Origin of the sequence: Enterobacter sp. 22452 (assembly GCF_052045065.1) — a bacterium.
GTDB classification, from domain to species: Bacteria; Pseudomonadota; Gammaproteobacteria; order Enterobacterales; family Enterobacteriaceae; genus Enterobacter; species Enterobacter mori.
Window position 1 is genome coordinate 812,065 of the sequence record NZ_JBQEOB010000001.1, and the last position, 18,277, is coordinate 830,341.

Here is an 18,277-nt window from a genome sequence, read left to right on the forward strand (position 1 = left end):
TCTCAGGGGCGAGCAAGACAGGGCATGTCGAAGAGGAGATCCCCACGTCCTGGGTTCAGCACTGTACACCGTATCCCGTGAGGGAAGTTATACTGACAAAGCCTTGATTCGACAGTGCCTGTTTTACCCTGTGCCGGTTCTCTCGAACCCACCAGAGCGATAACGTGTATTTGTACAGGAGCCTCGCCATAACGAGATCGTTGTAAAGCGTGAGGGATAATACGCTTATTTCATTTTGCCGCTCAGGAAATTAAATAATGTTTAAGAATGGTTTAGAAGAATTTTATTAATTAAACGTTGAGGGTTTATTTAAGTTTATTCATTTTAAATGGAGGATGACATAATTCGTGGGGGAAGGGTAAATGGCGTGGTTTGATACGTTGTTGGATCATTTTGCGCTCTACCCGGCACATCTGTTCGCGCTGTTATTCGTGATGGCGCTGAGTAAATCCACGGTGCTGGTCTCCTCCGCGCTGCCGCCCGCCTCGGTGATGCTGCTGGCGGGCATCAGCGTCGGCCAGGGGAGCATGCATCCTGCGCTGGCGTGGCTTGCCGTGGTGATGGGGGCAACGGCGGGGTCGGTGCTGAACTACCATATCGGCCAACTGATGGGGCATACCCGGCTGGTCACGCGTTTCACGTCGAAGCATGCCGATAAGTTCTTGCGGGTACAGCACCAGCTGCAAAAGAACGGTGTCATCGTGCTGTTTACGTCGCGGTTTCTGGCGGTGTTACGTTACGTTGTGCCGCTGGCGGCAGGGATGCTCAGGCTGAATGCAGTCAAGGTCTACGCCGTCAGCCTGCTTTCCGCCTGCGTATGGGCGGCGCTGTATGTCGGCGCGGTCACCGGCATCAGCGCCTTTTGAGTTACAAACTTCCCATTCCGCCGTCTACCAGCAGCTCCGTTCCTACCGTATAGCTCGACTCGTCGGACGCCAGATAGAGCGCGGCTTTTGCCAGCTCCGTCGTCGAGCCCATTCTGCCGAGCGGCACCAGCTTGATGACCTCTGCCATCATCGCGTTAAGCGCCTCATCGCTCAGGCCCGTCTTCGAAAACGCCGGGGTTTCCACCGGACCGGGGCTCAGACCGTTGACGCGGATCCCGCGCGGCAGCAGCTCCGCCGACAGCGTGCGCGCCAGAGACAGCAGGGCGGCCTTGCTCGCGGCATACACGCTGCTGGTGGGCAGGCCGATGCGCGCGCTCACGGAGCCGCAGAGGATAACCGACGATGGGTTATTCAGCAGCGGCAGCAGCGCCTGAATTAAAAAGAACGGTCCCTTCAGGTTGATGCCCATCAGGCGGTCCCAGGCATCCTCCTGCCAGGCTTCCAGCGGCGCGTGCGTTACGTCGCCAGCGTTGAGAAACACCGCGTCGAGGCGCGGCCAGCGAGCGGCGAGGGTTTCCGCCAGCGCTTTTTGCGACGCGATATCGCCCGCATCGGTCGGGATCACCCAGGCCTTATCGCCAAGAATACGTTCTGCTTCGGCGAGGGTGTCCGGGTTGCGTCCGGTCACGGCGACGCGCGCGCCTTCGGCGATAAACGCCTGCGCGGTGGCAAGACCGATGCCGCTGGTGCCGCCGGTAATCAGCGTATATTTATCTGTTAAACGACCCATGTTCTTCTCCTGAAATGTCACTGGAGAAAGCACTATAGAAACGTTAGTATCGAAAGGAAACCAGGTACCAAATGGATACTAACGCGGCAAGAGGTGTGCTATGGCAGAAATGCTGGACGTGTCATGCGAAAAAAAATCTGAGGTTTACACCTGCCCAATGACGCAGTTTGTGAACCTGATTTCCGGTAAATGGGCGATCCCGATCCTCTATCGCCTGATTATCCTCAATACGCCCGTGCGGTTTGGCGAACTGCTGAGGGCGGCCGCGCCCATCACCCAAAAAGAGCTGACCAAACAGCTTCGCCTGTTTGAACAGCGCGGGCTGGTGACGCGGACGGTCTATCCGGAGATCCCGCCGCGCGTGGAGTATCAGATAACCGACCTTGGGCTAACCCTTCAGGGGGCGCTTTCTCCGCTGGCCGCCTGGGTGAGCGAATACGGCGACCAGCTGGAGCGTTAGGCTAGCGTTTTACGTAGCGCGGTGCCGGAATGCCGGTGCGCGCGCTGTTGAACAGCTCAAGGCGCGCCGCTTCGTAGCGCTCCCACAGGCCTGCATCATGCATCGGCGGGATGGTGATCGGTTCGCCCTGATCCAGACCCGCCAGCGACGCATCGACCATATCGTCGGTGGTCATCACCGAGCCTTCCGGCAGATCGTTCACCGTGACGCCTGAATGGCTCCAGATTTCTGTCGCCGTGGCGGCGGGCAGCACGGCCTGAATGCGCACATTGCTCTCGGCAAACTCTTCCTGTAGCCCACGGGTAAAGCTCAGTACCCACGCCTTGGTGGCGCTGTAGAGCGCGCTGCCCGCCCGCACGTGCAGGGCCAGCACGGACGCGATATTGATCAGCGTGCCGCGATTGTTCTGCGCCAGGCGGGGCAGGATGGCGTAGGTCAGACGCATCAGCGCCGTGGTGTTCAGGGTGTTGATGGCCTGATGCTGCGCTACTTCACCGGCGAGGAACGGCGCCATCTGGGCGGTGCCCGCGTTGTTAATGAGCGTGTCAATGGCGGTATTGCTGCGCAGCTCCTCTTCCACGGCGCGGATCCCGGTCTCGTCGGTGAGATCGGCCACCAGAATATCGACGGCCACGCCATAGCGCGCGCGCAGGTCGGCAGCGAGGGTTTTCAGGCGATCCTCGCGGCGGGCAACCAGCACCAGGTTGGCACCGCGCGCGGCAAGATGATCGGCATAAACGGCACCAATCCCGGAAGAGGCGCCCGTAATCAGGGCGGTGGTGATTTGCGTAGTCATCGTGTGTTACCTCAAAGCAAAGTGGGTTATTTGGTTTCAATATGAAACTTAATTAACTCTCTGCCATTTGGTTTTATAATGCAACCATTTTGGTGGGCATTTTGTGCTTTTGCCATCGGGAACGATCAGGAGGGGAGTTTAGCCACGATCTCTTCAGGCGTCAGTTCGCGCCCATCGTCGGCAATAAGCGCCAACCTGCGCAGGGGTTTGCGCTGTTCGCTATCGACCAGCACGGTGCCACATTCGTTTTCAGCAAACAAAAATTCATTCCCCCACTGGGACAGGGCAACCAGCACCGTTTGCAGGGCGCGCCCTTTATCGGTCAGGACATATTCCTGCCAGGCGCTGCCGTCGGACGCGGGCTGAAGCCGGAGGATCCCTTCGTCGACCAGCAGCTTCAGCCGCGTGGTCAGCATGTTTTTTGCGATACCGAGGCTTTTCTGGAACTCGCCGAAGCGTTTAATCCCGCGCAGCGCGTCGCGCACGATCAGCAGCGACCACCAGTCGCCGATGATATCCAGCGAACGGGCGACGGGGCAGGTGCTCTCTTCAAGGCGGGTACGTTTCACGGTCAATTCTCCGGTAGGGTGTGGTTTTATTATAAAACTAATTGGCACACACCGTAAGCACGTTAATCATCAGTTTGAGAAATGCTTCCCGAAAAAACTGTCACGAATGTGTCACACTCGCCGCAACAATAAAACGCGTGAGGAATAAGGGATGAGAAAAGCACTACTCGCAGTTGCAGTCGCAGGTACCCTTTCAGTGACCTTTGGCGCACAGGCGCAGGAGACGCCAGACGGATATCAGCTGGAGCAAGTTTTAATCATGAGCCGTCACAACCTGCGCGCGCCGCTCGCCAATAACGGCAGCGTGCTGGAGCAGTCCACGCCGAAGCAGTGGCCGGAGTGGGAAGTGCCGGGCGGTCAGCTCACCACCAAGGGGGGCGTGCTGGAGGTCTATATGGGCCATTACATGCGCGAGTGGCTGGCGCAGCAGGGAATGGTAACCACCGGAGAATGTCCTCCTGCGGATAGCGTTTATGCCTACGCCAACAGCCTGCAGCGCACCGTCGCCACCGCGCAATTCTTTATCACCGGCGCGTTCCCGGGCTGCGACGTTCCCGTGCACCATCAGGAAAAAATGGGCACCATGGATCCGACCTTTAACCCGGTGATTACCGATAATTCGCCGGAATTCCGTGAAAAAGCGCTGAAGGCAATGGAGACGGAACGGCAGAAAATGCAGCTTGGCGAAAGCTATAAGCTGCTGGAGCAGATGACGAACTACGCGGATTCTCCGTCCTGCAAAGAGAAAAAGGTCTGCTCGCTGGCAGACGCGAAAGACACCTTCAGCGCCGACTATGAAAAAGAGCCAGGCGTATCCGGGCCGCTGAAAGTGGGTAACTCGCTGGTGGATGCGTTTACGCTGCAGTATTACGAAGGCTTCCCGGCCGACCAGGTGGCCTGGGGTGAAATCAAAACTGACCAGCAGTGGCGTGTGCTGTCGAAGCTGAAAAACGGTTACCAGGATTCGCTCTTTACCTCCACCGAGGTGGCGCAAAACGTGGCGAAACCGCTGGTGAAATATATCGATAAAACGCTGGTCACCGAACAGGCAAAAGCGCCGAAAATCACCCTGCTGGTGGGGCATGATTCGAACATTGCTTCCCTGCTCACCGCGCTGGATTTCAAACCGTATCAGCTGCACGACCAGCAGGAGCGCACCCCGATTGGCGGCAAGATTGTCTTCCAGCGCTGGCATGACAAAAATGCCAACCGCGAGCTGATGAAAATTGAGTATGTCTACCAGAGCTCAGAGCAGCTGCGTAACGCCAGCGTGCTGTCGCTGCAGTCGCCTGCGCAGCGCGTGACGCTGGAGCTGAAAGACTGTCCGGTGGATGCGAACGGCTTCTGCCCTGTCGATAAATTCAATGCGGTCATGAATAACGCGGCGAAGTAAAAGAGAACCCCCCGCTGCGGCGGGGGGCAACGCTTAGACGTTTTTACGTTCGATGGTTTGCTCACCCCAGAAGAGCGAGTCTTTATCCGTTTTTTTGAAGGCGCGCACCAGCACCTCATCGTTACCTTCCTCCCAAATCTGCTCGGCCAGCTTTTCATCGTATTTCGCGACTTCAAAGATAGCTTCGGCAATCTCCGGAGAGGTATTGCGTAAACTTGCCCATTCGCCCACGTGGTGAGCTTTGGATTCTTGAGTTGGCATGCTTGTCCTCCTGTTGGGTGTTAGCCGTTCAGTTTTTTGGCCAGACCCGCGACGTGTTCACCCTGGTAGCGGGCGATAGCCAGTTCTTCATTGCTTGGCTGGCGTGAACCGTCCCCACCGGCAATGGTGGTCGCACCGTAAGGCGTACCGCCGCGCACCTGGGAAACGTCAAACAGCTCCTGCGCGCCGTAGCCAATCGGCACAATCACCATCCCATGATGAGCAAGGGTAGTCCAGGTTGAGGTAATCGTCTGCTCCTGACCGCCGCCGGTGCCGGTAGAGCTGAAAACGCTGGCGAGTTTGCCGTAGAGCGCCCCGGATGCCCAAAGTCCGCCAGTTTGATCGAGGAAGGTGCGCATCTGGCCCGACATATTGCCGAAGCGGGTCGGGGTGCCGAAGATAATGGCATCATAATCTGCCAGCTCCTGCGGGGTGGCGACCGGGGCGTTTTGCGTTTTCCCCCCGGCTTTCGCGAAGGCTTCCGCCTGCATGGTTTCCGGTACGCGTTTGACCACAACCTCCACGCCATCAACCCTGTTTGCACCTTCTGCGACCGCGTGAGCCATGGTTTCAATGTGTCCATACATGGAATAATAGAGCACCAGAACTTTTGCCATTTTGCATCACTCCTCGTTTGTTTTTTCTGACAGCGGATCGCTGCGTTCTTTTAAAGATATGCCATCACAGCCAGACTGCAAAAATGAACGGCATTTCTTTGATTTATAACAATATGATTACAAAAATGGCTTTGTAGCAAAATGAAACAACTTTCTCTCAGTCGAATTTTGAAATGATAAGAAAGGCTTATGAGTTACCGTCGCGTCGTCTCACCCAAAAGACTGAGATCATGTTGCAGAATATTACCTCTGGCTTGCTGGATAGCCGCATTCCACTAAGCTTAGTTTCACGCGGCACAGATAAAGGCACTGTCCTTGAGTCGCGAGGTGAAAGAATCCTCTTTTACTGAATGCAATATGATGTCTAATGTTTCACACTCTGGAGGTTAGAGATGGCAAACCATCGTGGTGGTTCAGGTAATTTCGCTGAAGACCGTGAAAGAGCATCAGAAGCAGGTCGTAAAGGTGGCCAGTCCAGCGGGGGTAACTTCAAAAATGACCCTCAGCGCGCATCAGAGGCTGGTAAAAAAGGGGGCAAAAACAGCCACGGCAGCAATAAGTAACACGCCGGGTTGAACCCCTGCCGCCGGGATTTCCCGGCGGTTTTTTTATTTCTGCAACATTGAACTGTAACCAAAGGCAACGCACACTAGAGAATTGATCTTAATTACGAGTGCCGCATGTCTGTCTCACGCTTCAAATTCTCCATAAAACCGCAGGAAGCCATCCTCATTCTCATCACCATGTTCTGGGGCGGGACGTTTCTGGCCGTTCAGTACGCGGTAACCCTCAGCGATCCGTTCTTTTTTGTCGGTCTGCGCTTTGCGACGGCGGCGCTGGCCGTAGGGCTGATTTCACTTAAAACGCTGCGGGGGCTGACGCTTAAAGAACTTAAGGCCGGCGTGGCGATTGGTGTGGCGATAGCGATGGGCTACAGCCTGCAGACGTGGGGTTTACAGACTATCTCCAGCAGCAAATCCGCGTTTATTACCGCCATGTATGTGCCGCTGGTGCCGCTATTGCAGTGGCTCTGCCTCGGCAGAATTCCGGGCCTGATGTCCTGTATTGGCATCGTGCTGGCGTTTATCGGCCTGATCTTACTTGCCGGGCCGGAAAATAACCTGCTGGCGCTGGGACCGGGCGAAATCATCACCCTGATTGGGGCGATTGCCATTGCGGCGGAAATTATTCTGATTAGCGCCTGGGCGGGGAAGGTGGACGTCAAGCGCGTGACGGTGGTGCAGCTCGCCACGGCGTCGCTGGTGGCCTTCGCGACGATGGTTCCGGCAGGGGAGTCCGTACCGCCGATGTCCACCGGGCTGGTTGTGGTCGCACTGGGGCTGGGTATCTTCAGCGCCATTATTCAGGTCACCATGAACTGGGCGCAGCGCAGCGTATCGCCAACCCGTGCGACGGTGATTTATACTGGTGAACCGGTCTGGGCAGGGATTTTTGGACGACTCGCCGGGGAGCGTCTGACGCTGCTGGCCCTGGTGGGCGCGGCATTTATCGTCGCCGGGGTGCTGGTGAGTGAGTTAAAGTTAAAAAAACGACGTAAGTCGATTGCCGGGTTAGGCACTGAACAAGGGGCAGATAGCTAACAACGCGCACGCTGCCCGTTTTGTCCGGCGGCGCTTCGCTTGCACGGGCCTACAATTGGCATGTAGGCCGGGTAAGCGTAGCGTCACCCGGCTATTTCAGGTTCAGGGGGTGATGGCTTCCGCTTGCGCTTCATCCCCTTTGCGGCGGCTCAGCAGGGCGTTCAGCAGAATTGCCCCGAAGGTCGCCGTACCAATCCCGCCAATCGTGAATCCGCCCAGCGTCAGGGCGAAGTCGCCTGCGCCCAGCACCAGCGTGACCGCCACCATAATCAGGTTGCTGTTCTGGCTGAGATCGACGCGGTGCTGCACCCAGATGCGCGCCCCGGCCACGGCGATCAATCCAAACACCACAATCGATGCGCCGCCGATGACCGGTGACGGAATAGTGTGGATCAGCGCGCCGAACTTCGGTGAGAAACCGAGCAGTATCGCCATCACCGCCGCCGCGACGAAGACCAGCGTGGAGTAGACTTTGGTGACCGCCATCACGCCGATGTTTTCGGCATAGGTGGTAACGCCGCTGCCGCCCACGGAACCGGAAAGCATGGTCGCCAGCCCGTCACCGACGAATGCGCGCCCCATGTACGGATCCATGCTGCGTCCGGTCATTCCGGCGACCGCTTTCAGGTGACCTAAGTTCTCCGCCACCAGGATCACCGCCACCGGTGCGATAAGCATCATCGCCTGAGCGTTAAAGGTGGGTGAGGTCACCTGCGGCAGGCCGAACCAGGCAGCCTGGTGCAGCAGCGTAAAATCAACCGGTTTGCCCAGGCCAAAAACGTTCGCCAGCAGGGCGTAGACCAGGCAGGCGACAATCAGCCCAACCAGGATCAGCAGACGCTGGATCATGCCCCGCGTAAACACCGCCACCACGCCGATGCACAGCACCGTGATCACCGCCATCCAGCTTTCAAACGGCGAGGCGGAGACGCTTCTGACCGCAATCGGTGCGAGGTTCAGGCCAATCGCCATCACCACGGCGCCCGTCACGACGGGGGGCATCATTCGTTCTATCCAGCGCGTGCCGATTTTCATCACCACCAGACCAATCAGGGTGTACACCAGGCCGCAGGCGATGATGCCGCCGAGGGCCACGCTCAGGTTGGGGTTGATCCCCTGGCCGTTAAACCCGGTGGTGGCGATGACCACCCCGACAAAGGCGGCGCTGGAGCCGAGATAGCTGGGCACGCGCCCGCCGGTAACAAAAAAGAACAGCAGGGTACCGATACCCGACATCAAAATAGAGAGGTTGGGATCGAGTCCCATCAGCATCGGCATCAGCACCGTCGCGCCAAACATGGCAACCGCGTGCTGCACGCCCATCACCATCGTCTGCCCGAGCGGGAGGCGTTCATCCGGCGCGACCACGCCTGCTTCTGTGGAGGTCGATTTCAACTGCCAGTGGGGAAATCCGAACATGGTCTGTCTCCTTAAGGCGGGTTAACAGGCGGGTCGCATAAGCGCGTGGTAGCCGCGGTCAAACCACACCAGCCCTTGCGGCGCGGGGTGGCGAATAATCGAAACAATGTCGCAAAACAGAATGTCGTGGGTACCGACGCTGACCACCTGGCTGATGCGGCAGTCAAACGAGGCCAGCGCATCCTCCAGGCGCGGGCAGCCCGTGTCGCCCGTCTGCCAGCGGGCGGCGGAAAAGCGTTCCTCCATCAGCGTTTTCCCGCCAAACAGATTGGACAGCGGCTCCTGTCCGGCGCTAAGGGTATTCACGCAAAGGGTGCGGTTTTCGCTAAACGTTGGCCAGACGGACGCCCCGCGGTTCAGGCACACCAGCAGGGTGGGCGGTGAATCCGTGACGCTGCACACCGCGCTGGCGGTGAAGCCTGCCCTCCCCGCCGGGCCGTCGGTGGTGATGATGTTGACCGCCGCGCCGACGCAGGCCATAGCGTCGCGAAAGGTTTGTTTATCCGGTGTCATGACAATCGCTCCTTTACGCCAGCCCGCAGGCATCGTCGAAGGTCAGACGCGGCAGGCGCCCGTAAAGTTTGCTGGTATCGCCATAGCCAATGTTGATCAGCAGATTGCTTTTAAGCGTGGTGCCGGTGAAAAAGGCCTCGTCGATCTTTTGCCGGTCAAATCCCGACATCGGGCCAGTGTCCAGCCCCAGGGCGCGACAGGCGAAAATCAGGTAGGCAGCCTGCAATGAGCTGTTGCGAAAGGCGGTCTCTTCCGCATGCGCGGGGCTGGAGGTAAACCAGCTCTTTGCATCGCCGTGCGGGAACAGCTCGGGCAGGCGCTCGTAGAATTCACCGTCCCAGGCGACAATGGCCGTGACCGGGGCGGTGAGCGTTTTCTCGAGATTGCCGCTGGAGAGCGCCGGGCGCAGCTTCTCTTTTCCCTCTGCGCTTCGCACAAACACAATTCGCGCCGGGGAGCAGTTGGCGGACGTTGGCCCCCATTTCATCAGGTCGTAGATTTCGTGCAGCGTTTCGTCGCTGACAGGCATATCCTGCCAGCCGTTATGGGTGCGGGCGCCGGTGAACAGCGTTTCCAGCGCGGCGGGCGTAATGGCTTCGCTCATTAAAGCTCCTTATAAAACGGGTTCAGGACTGTGCAGCAGGCTGGCAAGCCCGTTCAGCAGCAGGGTGTTAAAGGTGTCCGGCTCGGTGACGTTGCAGGCATGCCCGCCCTGGCGCATCATCACGCTGTGGCTGTGCGGGATCGCCGCCTGCAGCTCGGACGAGCAGACAGCGGGCACCAGCATGTCGTCGGCGGAACAGATGATCTGTACCGGGCAGCGAATGCGCGCGGCATGGGGGCGGAAGTCGGCTTTTTTCAGTGCGCTCAGTCTGCGCAGCAGGTTGGTTTTACCCTGGAAATGGGCCAGCGCCAGCGCTTCTTCTGCCTCCAGGCGAGGCGCGCGGGCGGCCATCCAGTCTGCCGGGTAGAGAAACAGCGGCTGCGCCTCGACCCAGGCCTGCGCGCCGCCGGAATGCAGCAGACGTTCGCGAACGTCAAAACAGCGGCGGGTATGGGCATTGAGGGTGAGCCAACCGTTAATACACACCAGCGCAGAAACCGCGTCGGGTTTATCGATCGCCAGCTGCAGGCCGACCAGCGCGCCCAGCGCGTGACCCACGACGGTGTAGCGTAAGATCCCGGCATCCGTAAGCGCCTGAGCCAGTTCATCGGCCATCTGCGCCAGGCTATAGCCTTCAGGAAGGGTATCCGGGTTATTACCCGTCCCTCGCTGGTCATAGCACACCACCTGATACTCCTTTTCCAGCGCGGCGAACTGGGGCAGCCAGTAGCTGCCGCTGCCCCCAAGTCCGGCAATCAGCACTACCACCGGCGCGCCCTCGAACGGGGGCGGCGAGAGGGAAAGTTTCATGGCAGCCTCACTTCGCGATGTGCGCAACGGTGGCGATTTCAACCAGCGCCTCTGGCTTCACCAGCCCGCACTGAATGCAGAACCGCGCCGGTTTATCGCCGGGGAAAAACTCGGCGTAGATCTCGTTAATCGCGGCGTAGTTTTTCCAGTCGGTGATAAAGATGCTGTTGAAGGTCACATCCTCCATGGTGCCACCCGCCGTTTCGATCACTTTTTTGATCGTCTCCAGCACGTGGCGGGTTTGCGCCTTTGGGTCGTTGATAAACACCACGTTGTTGTCTTTATCAAACGGCAGCGTGCCGGAGACATACACCACGCCGTCGGCGAGGGTGCCGGGAACAAACGGGGCAATGGGCGTGCTGGTGCCCGGCGGAATGATTACGGATTTCGGCATCAGGTGTCTCCTCAGGCGATACGGGCAAGCGGGGGATTCAGGGCGTCGCAGAAATCATTGACGTTACTGACCCAGCCAAAAAAGGTTTCGATATTGAACAGGGCGGCTTTCTGGGCGAATTCCGGCCCGGCCTGGTGGGTCGCGTCTTCCAGTACCACGCCAAAATACTCGAGGAAAAAGCCGTCGCGCAGGGTCGACTCCACGCAGACGTTGGTGGCGATCCCGGTGAACACCAGATGGCGAATGCCCCGGCTGCGCAGCAGGCTGTCGAGCGGGGTGTTGAAAAAGCCGCTGTAGCGCGGTTTCGGCAGAACGATATCGCCCGCCTGCGGGACCAGTTCGTCCACCAGCTGATAGTCCCAGCCGCCTTTCGCCAGCAGCTTGCCCTGCAGTTCGGGCCTTTTACGCATGGTTTTCAGGGCGTTCGACTTGTGGAAGTTGGGTGAGCCAGGACCGCCTGCCTCGACGTACTGGTCATCCCAGCCGTTCTGGAACCAGATGATGAGCATCCCCGCGGCGCGCGCGGCGGCGACGGCGGTTTTGATGTTCTCAATCACCGGCTGGGTGGCGGAGACGTCGAACCCCGCCAGATCCAGATAGCCGCCCTGGCTGGCGTAGGCGTTTTGCATGTCCACTACGATCAGCGCGCTCTGCTCCGGCGCAAAGGTGATGGCTTCCGGGCGTGCGTTAAGGGTCGTCATTACGCCACCTCCTTCGTGATGGCAGGGATGTGGGCGCGGCACTGCATCAGCGGCTGGATGCGCTCGCCGAAGGTCTCCACGCCGGTCAGGAAATCATCGAAGGTCAGCAGGACGCCTTCCGCCCCGGGTACGGCCGCCACTTCGTCAAGCATTCTGGCCACGCTGGCATAAGAGCCGACCAGGGTGCCCATGTTGATATTGACCGCAGAGGTTGGGTCGGCCATCTGGCGCACGTTGGTATCCGCCCCGGAGCGGGTATCCTTCTGGCTCTGCTCGGTGAGCCAGCTCAGGGCCTCCTCGTCGGCACCGTCCTTATAGCGCTCCCATTTCGCGCGCGCGGCGTCGTCGGTTTCGTCGGCAATCACCATAAACAGCACGTAGGAGCCCACGTCGCGCCCGGTTTTGTCGGCGGCCTCTTTCATGCGCGCGGCGGTCGGGGCGAAGGCGGCAGGCGTGTTGACGCCTTTACCGAAGCAGAAGTTGAAGTCGGCGTATTTCGCCGAGAATTCCATACCCGCGTCGCTCTGCCCGGCGCAAATCACCTTCATGGGGACCGAAGGCTGCGGGCTGACGCGGCAGTCGTTCATGGTAAAGAAGTCACCTTTGAAGTCGCTTTTACCGGTGCCCCACAGGTCGCGCAGCACCTGCACGTATTCGGTCAGGTAGTCGTAGCGGCGAGAGAAGTAGTCGTCACCCGGCCAGAGCCCCATCTGCTCGTACTCCGGCTTTTGCCAGCCGGTCACCAGGTTAACGCCAAAGCGCCCGCCGGAGATGGAGTCGATGGTGGAGGCCATGCGCGCCACGATCGCTGGCGGTAAGGTGAGGGTGGCGGCGGTGGCGTAGATTTGGATCCGCGAGGTGACCGCGGCCAGCCCGGCCATCAGGGTAAAAGACTCCAGGTTGTGATCCCAGAATTCGGTTTTGCCGCCAAAGCCGCGCAGCTTGATCATCGAAAGCGCAAAGTCGAAATGGTAGTGCTCCGCTTTCTGCACGATGGCTTTATTCAGCTCAAAGGTCGGCATGTATTGCGGTGCGGTGGTCGAGATAAGCCAGCCGTTGTTGCCGATGGGTACAAATACGCCAATTTTCATCACGAACCTCTCTTCATTACGTCGCAGGTGTAAGGATGTTTTTGCAAAGGGAATGCCAGTTTTGAAAATGACAGTGTTATTAATGTGTTAACCAGAGGTTGGTGGATTGATGCGTCTAAATGTGGACTAAATGGTCAAAAACATTGCACAGAAAACAGGCATTCATGCGCGATCGGAGTGCAGGATATCGTGGCGAGACGGGGGTTTTGCTATGCTGAGGGCAACGCAGAATAAGGAGAGCGGGAATGACACAAGGCGCAGTGAAAACACCGGGTAAACGTTCGCAGGCGGTGAGTGCGAAAAAGCAGGCCATTCTGAGCGCGGCGCTGGATACGTTTTCGCAATTTGGCATCCACGGCACGCGCCTGGAGCAGGTGGCAGAGCAGTCCGGGGTATCCAAAACCAATCTGCTCTACTACTACCCGTCGAAAGAGGCGCTCTATATTGCGGTGATGCAGCAGATCCTCGATATCTGGCTGGCGCCGCTGAAAGCCTTCCGCGCAGAGCTGGCCCCGCTGGTGGCGATCAAAGAGTATATTCGCCTGAAGCTGGAGGTGTCGCGCGATTACCCGCAGGCATCAAGGCTGTTCTGTCTGGAGATGCTGCAGGGCGCGCCGCTGTTGCAGGCGGAGCTCACCGGAGATTTAAAACAGCTGGTGGACGATAAATCGGCGATTATTGCCGGATGGGTCGCCAGCGGAAAGCTGGCCCCGGTCGACCCGCATCACCTGATCTTTATGATTTGGGCCTCCACCCAGCATTACGCTGATTTTGCGGCCCAGGTTGAAGCGGTGACCGGTAAAACGCTGCAGGACGAGGCGTTTTTCCAGAGTACGCTGGATAACGTGCAGCGGATGATTATCGAAGGGATCCGTGTGCGCTAGTTTCCCTCACCCTAACCCTCTTCCACAGGGAGAGGGAATAGTTCCGTGCCTCGTCAGCCCTGCGGGAGAGGGCAGCTTAAGTCGCCCTCTTCACACTGCATCAGCGAGGCCAGAAACGCTTCGCGCTCGACCGTTTTCTCCGCCAGGCACTGGTTAACAATCATTGGCTGGACGCTTCCGCCTTCCGTACCCGAACCGATAAACGCGCAGTCCGCATCGCGCAGGGTTATCCATGCCTGCTGCGCTTTTTTCAGCAGGTCGCGCTGGGGGGCTGCCGCACGCTTAATGGCGGCCTGATAGGTCTGGTTGAGCTTTTTATCGGAAGCCTGGTACTGCTGCGCGCTACAGGTATTCAGTTCAAGCTGGGTGGTCGCTTTGTCGCACTCGTCGGCCAGCGCGCTGGCGCTGAGCAGCAGTGCTGCGCCTGCGAGAAATACTCTTTTCATCATTCCCTCCGTGTAAAAAAGCCGGATGCGCTGCGCTTATCCGGCCTACGGTGATTTTGTAGCCCCGGTAAGCGTAGCGTCACCGGGGAGAGTTTACACGATTAACCGATTGTCATCAGGCTGGCGTTACCCCCCGCCGCCGCGGTGTTGACGCTGAGCGAGCGCTCAACGTACAGACGCTCCAGCAGCAGGTTGGTTTCCCCGCGCGCAAAGCCCTGCACGGAAACGATGGCACCGCTGCGGGCCGCAACCTGCTCACACAGTTCGCGCAGCTGGTCGGAATCACCGTGGTAGATCACCGCATCAAACGGCTGCGTCAGCAGCGCATCGGCCTTCGCAAAGCGAATGCGGGCCGAGACCGCTTTCGGCAGCTGTTTGGCGAGATCGCGATGCAGCGCATCTTCCGGCCACAGCACTTCACAACCGGTTGCCATTGCGGCAGCCAGCTGCACCAGCGCGTCCTGCTCGTTATCGGCCACGCACAGTACGCGCTCGCGCGGCATCAGCGTCCAGGTGTTGCGCTCGCCGGTTGGACCCGGCAGCAGACGCTGGGTGCCCGCCTGCGCCAGTTCGCCGTACTGCCGGGCGACGGCACGCAGTTCAGGACGTTTTTCCGCCCAGGCGATCAGCGCCTCCAGCGGCTGGGTCAGCACGGTTTTCACCTGCGTATCCACCGGATAGTGTGCGTCCTGACGCGCCAGGGTCACGCCCAGGGCGTTCTCCGGACGGTTAGCCAGCAGACGGTACAGGTAGAGCGGGCCACCCGCTTTCGGACCGGTGCCGGAGAGACCTTCACCGCCGAACGGCTGCACGCCCACGACCGCGCCAACCATGTTGCGGTTGACGTACAGGTTGCCGACTTTGGCATTGCCGGTGACCTGCGCAATGGTTTCGTCGATACGGGTATGCACGCCGAGCGTCAGGCCGTAGCCGGAGGCGTTGATCTGCTCAATCAGCTCGTTCAGGTTGTTACGGTTGTAGCGCACCACGTGCAGTACCGGACCGAAGACCTCTTTTTTCAGCTCGTCGAAGCTTGCCAGCTCAATCAGCGTTGGCGGCACAAAGGTGCCGGTCCGCCATTCGCGGGCATCTTCGCTGTTCTCGCGCACCGCCTGGAACACCGGACGGCCTTTCGCGCGCATGGTCTGAATGTGGTTTTCGATATTGGCTTTGGCTTCCGCGTCGATCACCGGCCCGATGTCGGTGGTGAGACGGCCCGGGTTGCCCATGCGGCATTCGGCCATCGCGCCGCGCAGCATTTTCAGCGTGTGATCCGCGACGTCGTCCTGCAGGCACAGCACGCGCAGGGCGGAGCAGCGCTGACCGGCGCTGTCGAACGCAGAGGCCAGCACGTCGACCACCACCTGCTCGGTGAGCGCGGAGGAGTCAACGATCATGGCGTTCATCCCGCCGGTTTCCGCGACGAGCGGAGTAGGACGACCCTGCGCATCCAGACGGGTAGCAATGTTGCGCTGCAGCAGGGAGGCTACTTCGGTCGAACCGGTAAACATCACGCCACGCACGCGGTTATCGGAGGTCAGCTTGGCGCCGACGGTTTCACCGCGTCCCGGCAGCAGCTGAACCACGCCCGCAGGCACGCCGGCTTCCAGAAGAATGTTGATGCCCTGTGCGGCAATCAGCGGGGTCTGTTCTGCCGGTTTTGCCAGCACGCTGTTGCCTGCGGCAAGCGCGGCGGCAATCTGGCCGGTGAAGATCGCCAGCGGGAAGTTCCACGGGCTGATACACACGACCGGACCCAGCGGACGGTGGGTTTCGTTATCGAAATCATCGCGCACCTGACCGGCGTAGTAGTGCAGGAAATCGACGGCCTCGCGCACTTCGGCAATGGCGTTGCTGAAGGTTTTACCCGCTTCGCGCACCAGAATGCCGATGAGCGACTGCATCTGATCTTCCATCAGCACCGCCGCACGTTCCAGAATGGCGGCACGCTCCTGCGGCGGCGTGGCGAACCAGATTGGCGCGTTATTCACCGCGCTTTCCAGCGCCTGGTCAACTTCCGCTTCGGTGGCTTCACGCACGTAGCCAACGATATCTTTTGGCTCTGCCGGGTTAATGACCGGCTGCATTTCGCCGTCAGCAACGGACTGTTCCAGGATCGGTTTCGCCTGCCATTTCTGCAATGCGCTGTTGAGCAGGGCAGAGGAGAGGGACGCCAGACGATGTTCGTTGGCGAGATCCAGACCCGCCGAGTTGACGCGGCCTGCGCCATACAGCTCGCGCGGCAGGGCAATCTTCGGATGCGGCAGGCCAATCTGGCCTTCCTGCGCCGCCATCTTCTCTACGGCCTGCACCGGATCGGCCACCAGCTCGTCCAGCGGCAGGGTGGTGTCGGCGATGCGGTTAACGAAGGAGGTGTTCGCGCCGTTTTCCAGCAGACGACGCACCAGGTATGCCAGCAGGGTTTCGTGGGTGCCCACCGGGGCATAGATGCGGCACGGGCGGTTCAGCTTGCCGTCCGCCACTTTACCGGTGACCTGCTCGTACAGCGGTTCACCCATGCCGTGCAGGCACTGGAACTCGTATTGGCCCGGATAGTAGTTCTGTCCCGCCAGGCTGTAGATTGCCGCCAGGGTGTGGGCGTTATGGGTAGCGAACTGCGGATAGATCAGGTTTGGCACGCCGAGCAGCTTTTTCGCACAGGCGAGGTAAGAGACGTCGGTGTAAACCTTGCGGGTATAGACCGGGTAGCCCTCCAGACCTTCCATCTGGGCGCGTTTGATTTCGCTGTCCCAGTAGGCGCCTTTCACCAGACGGATCATCAGGCGACGGCGGCTGCGGCTTGCCAGGTCAATCAGATAATCAATAACGAACGGGCAGCGCTTCTGGTAAGCCTGGATCACGAAGCCGATGCCGTTCCAGCCTGCCAGCTCCGGCTCGAAGCACAGTTTTTCCAGCAGATCGAGGGAGATCTCCAGACGGTCGGCCTCTTCGGCGTCGATGTTAATGCCGATGTCATACTGGCGCGCCAGCAGGGTCAGGGACTTCAGGCGCGGGTAGAGCTCTTCCATCACCCGGTCGTACTGCGCGCGGCTGTAGCGCGGGTGCAGGGCGGAGAGCTTAATGGAGATGCCCGGGCCTTCGTAAATACCGCGACCGTTGGACGCTTTACCGATGGCGTGAATCGCCTGCTGGTAAGAGACCATGTAGGCCTGCGCGTCGGCGGCGGTCAGCGCCGCTTCGCCCAGCATGTCGTAGGAGTAGCGGAAACCTTTATCTTCCAGCTTGCGGGCGTTCGCCAGCGCTTCGGCAATGGTTTCCCCGGTGACGAACTGCTCGCCCATCAGGCGCATCGCCATGTCCACGCCTTTGCGGATCAGCGGCTCGCCGCTCTTACCGATAATGCGGTTCAGGGAGCGGGAGAGGTTGGCTTCGTTATGGGTGGAGACCAGTTTGCCGGTAAACAGCAGGCCCCAGGTCGCGGCGTTGACGAACAGCGACGGGCTGCGGCCAATGTGGGAATGCCAGTTGCCGTTGCTGATCTTGTCGCGGATCAGCGCGTCGCGGGTGGCTTTATCCGGAATACGCAGCAGCGCTTCCGCCAGGCACATCAGCGCCACGCCTTCCTGTGAAGAGAGGGAAAACTCCTGCAGCAGACCCTGAACCATCCCGGCGCGGCCGGTGGCGGTTTTCTGGTTGCGCAGCTTGTCGGCTAACTGATACGCCAGGCTGTGCGCCTGTGCGGCAATGGCTTCCGGCAGGCGAGCCTGCTCCAGCAGCATCGGCACGGCGTCGGTTTCGGCGCGGCGGTAGGCGCCGGTAATGGCGGCACGGCTGACGGACTGCGGCAGGATCTGCTCGGCAAATTCGAGGAACGGCTGATGGTTCTCGTCGCCAGCGGCTGGCGCTTCCTCGCTTTCGTTCGCTGCACCGGCCAGCAGGGCAGGCAGTTCCGGCAGACCTTCATCGCTCTCGAGTCTTTCGAGATAGTTAAAAATCGCCTGCTTAATTAACCAGTGCGGCGTGCGGTCAATGCGGGTTGCTGCGGTCTTAATCCGTTCGCGGGTAGCGTCATCCAGCTTAACCCCCATGGTGGTCATACCCATGCCAAAGCTCCTGTTGTTCTTTCATCGTGTTTGGTCG

General features: G+C 59.5%; 20 protein-coding genes and 1 riboswitch. Of the genes, 6 read left to right on the top strand and 14 right to left on the bottom strand.

Annotation, left to right across the window (positions count from 1 at the left end):
• Positions 1–33 precede the first annotated feature (33 nt).
• A riboswitch (M-box (ykoK) riboswitch) is annotated at positions 34–203 on the bottom strand.
• A gap of 159 nt (positions 204–362) precedes the next feature.
• The gene (locus ACTJJA_RS03840) at positions 363–866 is read left to right on the top strand and encodes a DedA family protein (protein WP_440666283.1); all 504 of its coding nucleotides are present in this window, start codon (positions 363–365) and stop codon (positions 864–866) included.
• 1 nt (position 867) lies between these two features.
• On the opposite strand, the gene ACTJJA_RS03845 is transcribed toward ACTJJA_RS03840, so the two are convergent.
• On the bottom strand, positions 868–1,617 hold the full coding sequence (locus tag ACTJJA_RS03845; protein ID WP_440666285.1) for an SDR family oxidoreductase: 750 nt from the start codon (positions 1,615–1,617) through the stop codon (positions 868–870).
• Positions 1,618–1,717: 100 nt separating this feature from the next.
• Between ACTJJA_RS03845 and ACTJJA_RS03850 the strand changes: the two genes are divergently transcribed.
• Positions 1,718–2,077: a winged helix-turn-helix transcriptional regulator gene (locus ACTJJA_RS03850; protein ID WP_042718861.1), complete on the top strand. Its 360-nt coding sequence runs from the start codon at positions 1,718–1,720 to the stop codon at positions 2,075–2,077.
• A 1-nt stretch (position 2,078) separates the two neighbouring features.
• On the opposite strand, the gene ACTJJA_RS03855 is transcribed toward ACTJJA_RS03850, so the two are convergent.
• Together ACTJJA_RS03855 and ACTJJA_RS03860 are read right to left on the bottom strand one after the other, a co-directional pair.
• Complete coding sequence (locus ACTJJA_RS03855) at positions 2,079–2,873, bottom strand: SDR family NAD(P)-dependent oxidoreductase (RefSeq protein WP_440666287.1); 795 nt, start codon at positions 2,871–2,873, stop codon at positions 2,079–2,081.
• A gap of 125 nt (positions 2,874–2,998) precedes the next feature.
• The gene (locus ACTJJA_RS03860) at positions 2,999–3,442 is read right to left on the bottom strand and encodes a winged helix-turn-helix transcriptional regulator (RefSeq protein WP_126543657.1); all 444 of its coding nucleotides are present in this window, start codon (positions 3,440–3,442) and stop codon (positions 2,999–3,001) included.
• A gap of 151 nt (positions 3,443–3,593) precedes the next feature.
• On the opposite strand from ACTJJA_RS03860, the gene agp reads away from it, so the two are divergent.
• The gene (agp, locus tag ACTJJA_RS03865; protein WP_010429482.1) at positions 3,594–4,835 is read left to right on the top strand and encodes a bifunctional glucose-1-phosphatase/inositol phosphatase; all 1,242 of its coding nucleotides are present in this window, start codon (positions 3,594–3,596) and stop codon (positions 4,833–4,835) included.
• 33 nt (positions 4,836–4,868) lie between these two features.
• Here the strand turns inward: agp and ACTJJA_RS03870 are convergent, their stop codons facing one another.
• Both ACTJJA_RS03870 and wrbA read right to left on the bottom strand, forming a co-directional pair.
• Positions 4,869–5,096 carry a YccJ family protein gene (locus ACTJJA_RS03870; RefSeq protein WP_155022706.1) on the bottom strand — a complete coding sequence of 76 codons (228 nt, stop codon included), beginning with the start codon at positions 5,094–5,096 and terminating at the stop codon, positions 4,869–4,871.
• Positions 5,097–5,116: 20 nt separating this feature from the next.
• Positions 5,117–5,713, bottom strand: a complete 597-nt coding sequence (wrbA, locus tag ACTJJA_RS03875; protein WP_010429487.1) for an NAD(P)H:quinone oxidoreductase — start codon at positions 5,711–5,713, stop codon at positions 5,117–5,119.
• Between the two features lie 392 nt (positions 5,714–6,105).
• Between wrbA and ACTJJA_RS03880 the strand changes: the two genes are divergently transcribed.
• Positions 6,106–6,276: a general stress protein gene (locus ACTJJA_RS03880; protein ID WP_001273664.1), complete on the top strand. Its 171-nt coding sequence runs from the start codon at positions 6,106–6,108 to the stop codon at positions 6,274–6,276.
• Positions 6,277–6,393: 117 nt separating this feature from the next.
• On the top strand, positions 6,394–7,314 hold the full coding sequence (locus ACTJJA_RS03885; RefSeq protein WP_440666291.1) for a DMT family transporter: 921 nt from the start codon (positions 6,394–6,396) through the stop codon (positions 7,312–7,314).
• A gap of 102 nt (positions 7,315–7,416) precedes the next feature.
• Here the strand turns inward: ACTJJA_RS03885 and rutG are convergent, their stop codons facing one another.
• Genes rutG through rutA form a run of 7 tightly spaced genes read right to left on the bottom strand, consistent with a single transcriptional unit; the run spans position 7,417 to position 12,846 of the window.
• Positions 7,417–8,733 (bottom strand): pyrimidine utilization transport protein G, encoded by a 1,317-nt coding sequence (gene rutG, locus ACTJJA_RS03890; protein ID WP_010429495.1) that lies wholly within the window; start codon positions 8,731–8,733, stop codon positions 7,417–7,419.
• Positions 8,734–8,754: 21 nt separating this feature from the next.
• Positions 8,755–9,246 carry an NADH-dependent FMN reductase RutF gene (gene rutF, locus ACTJJA_RS03895; RefSeq protein WP_440666293.1) on the bottom strand — a complete coding sequence of 164 codons (492 nt, stop codon included), beginning with the start codon at positions 9,244–9,246 and terminating at the stop codon, positions 8,755–8,757.
• A 13-nt stretch (positions 9,247–9,259) separates the two neighbouring features.
• The gene (locus tag ACTJJA_RS03900; RefSeq protein ID WP_440666295.1) at positions 9,260–9,850 is read right to left on the bottom strand and encodes a malonic semialdehyde reductase; all 591 of its coding nucleotides are present in this window, start codon (positions 9,848–9,850) and stop codon (positions 9,260–9,262) included.
• A 9-nt stretch (positions 9,851–9,859) separates the two neighbouring features.
• The gene (rutD, locus tag ACTJJA_RS03905) at positions 9,860–10,660 is read right to left on the bottom strand and encodes a pyrimidine utilization protein D (RefSeq protein WP_440666297.1); all 801 of its coding nucleotides are present in this window, start codon (positions 10,658–10,660) and stop codon (positions 9,860–9,862) included.
• A 7-nt stretch (positions 10,661–10,667) separates the two neighbouring features.
• Complete coding sequence (gene rutC / locus ACTJJA_RS03910) at positions 10,668–11,054, bottom strand: pyrimidine utilization protein C (RefSeq protein WP_025755881.1); 387 nt, start codon at positions 11,052–11,054, stop codon at positions 10,668–10,670.
• 11 nt (positions 11,055–11,065) lie between these two features.
• Positions 11,066–11,755 carry a pyrimidine utilization protein B gene (gene rutB, locus ACTJJA_RS03915; RefSeq protein WP_440666299.1) on the bottom strand — a complete coding sequence of 230 codons (690 nt, stop codon included), beginning with the start codon at positions 11,753–11,755 and terminating at the stop codon, positions 11,066–11,068.
• The gene (gene rutA / locus ACTJJA_RS03920; protein WP_239632241.1) at positions 11,755–12,846 is read right to left on the bottom strand and encodes a pyrimidine utilization protein A; all 1,092 of its coding nucleotides are present in this window, start codon (positions 12,844–12,846) and stop codon (positions 11,755–11,757) included. The genes rutB and rutA overlap by 1 nt, the downstream gene beginning before the upstream one ends.
• Before the next feature lie 245 nt (positions 12,847–13,091).
• On the opposite strand from rutA, the gene rutR reads away from it, so the two are divergent.
• Complete coding sequence (rutR, locus tag ACTJJA_RS03925; RefSeq protein ID WP_010429525.1) at positions 13,092–13,730, top strand: HTH-type transcriptional regulator RutR; 639 nt, start codon at positions 13,092–13,094, stop codon at positions 13,728–13,730.
• A gap of 53 nt (positions 13,731–13,783) precedes the next feature.
• Here rutR and ACTJJA_RS03930 read toward each other — a convergent pair whose 3' ends face one another.
• Together ACTJJA_RS03930 and putA are read right to left on the bottom strand one after the other, a co-directional pair.
• A complete protein-coding gene (locus ACTJJA_RS03930) occupies positions 13,784–14,176 on the bottom strand; it encodes a lysozyme inhibitor LprI family protein (RefSeq protein ID WP_440666302.1) in 393 nt (130 codons plus the stop codon).
• 101 nt (positions 14,177–14,277) lie between these two features.
• Positions 14,278–18,240, bottom strand: a complete 3,963-nt coding sequence (gene putA / locus ACTJJA_RS03935; RefSeq protein ID WP_440666304.1) for a trifunctional transcriptional regulator/proline dehydrogenase/L-glutamate gamma-semialdehyde dehydrogenase — start codon at positions 18,238–18,240, stop codon at positions 14,278–14,280.
• Positions 18,241–18,277: the final 37 nt, after the last annotated feature.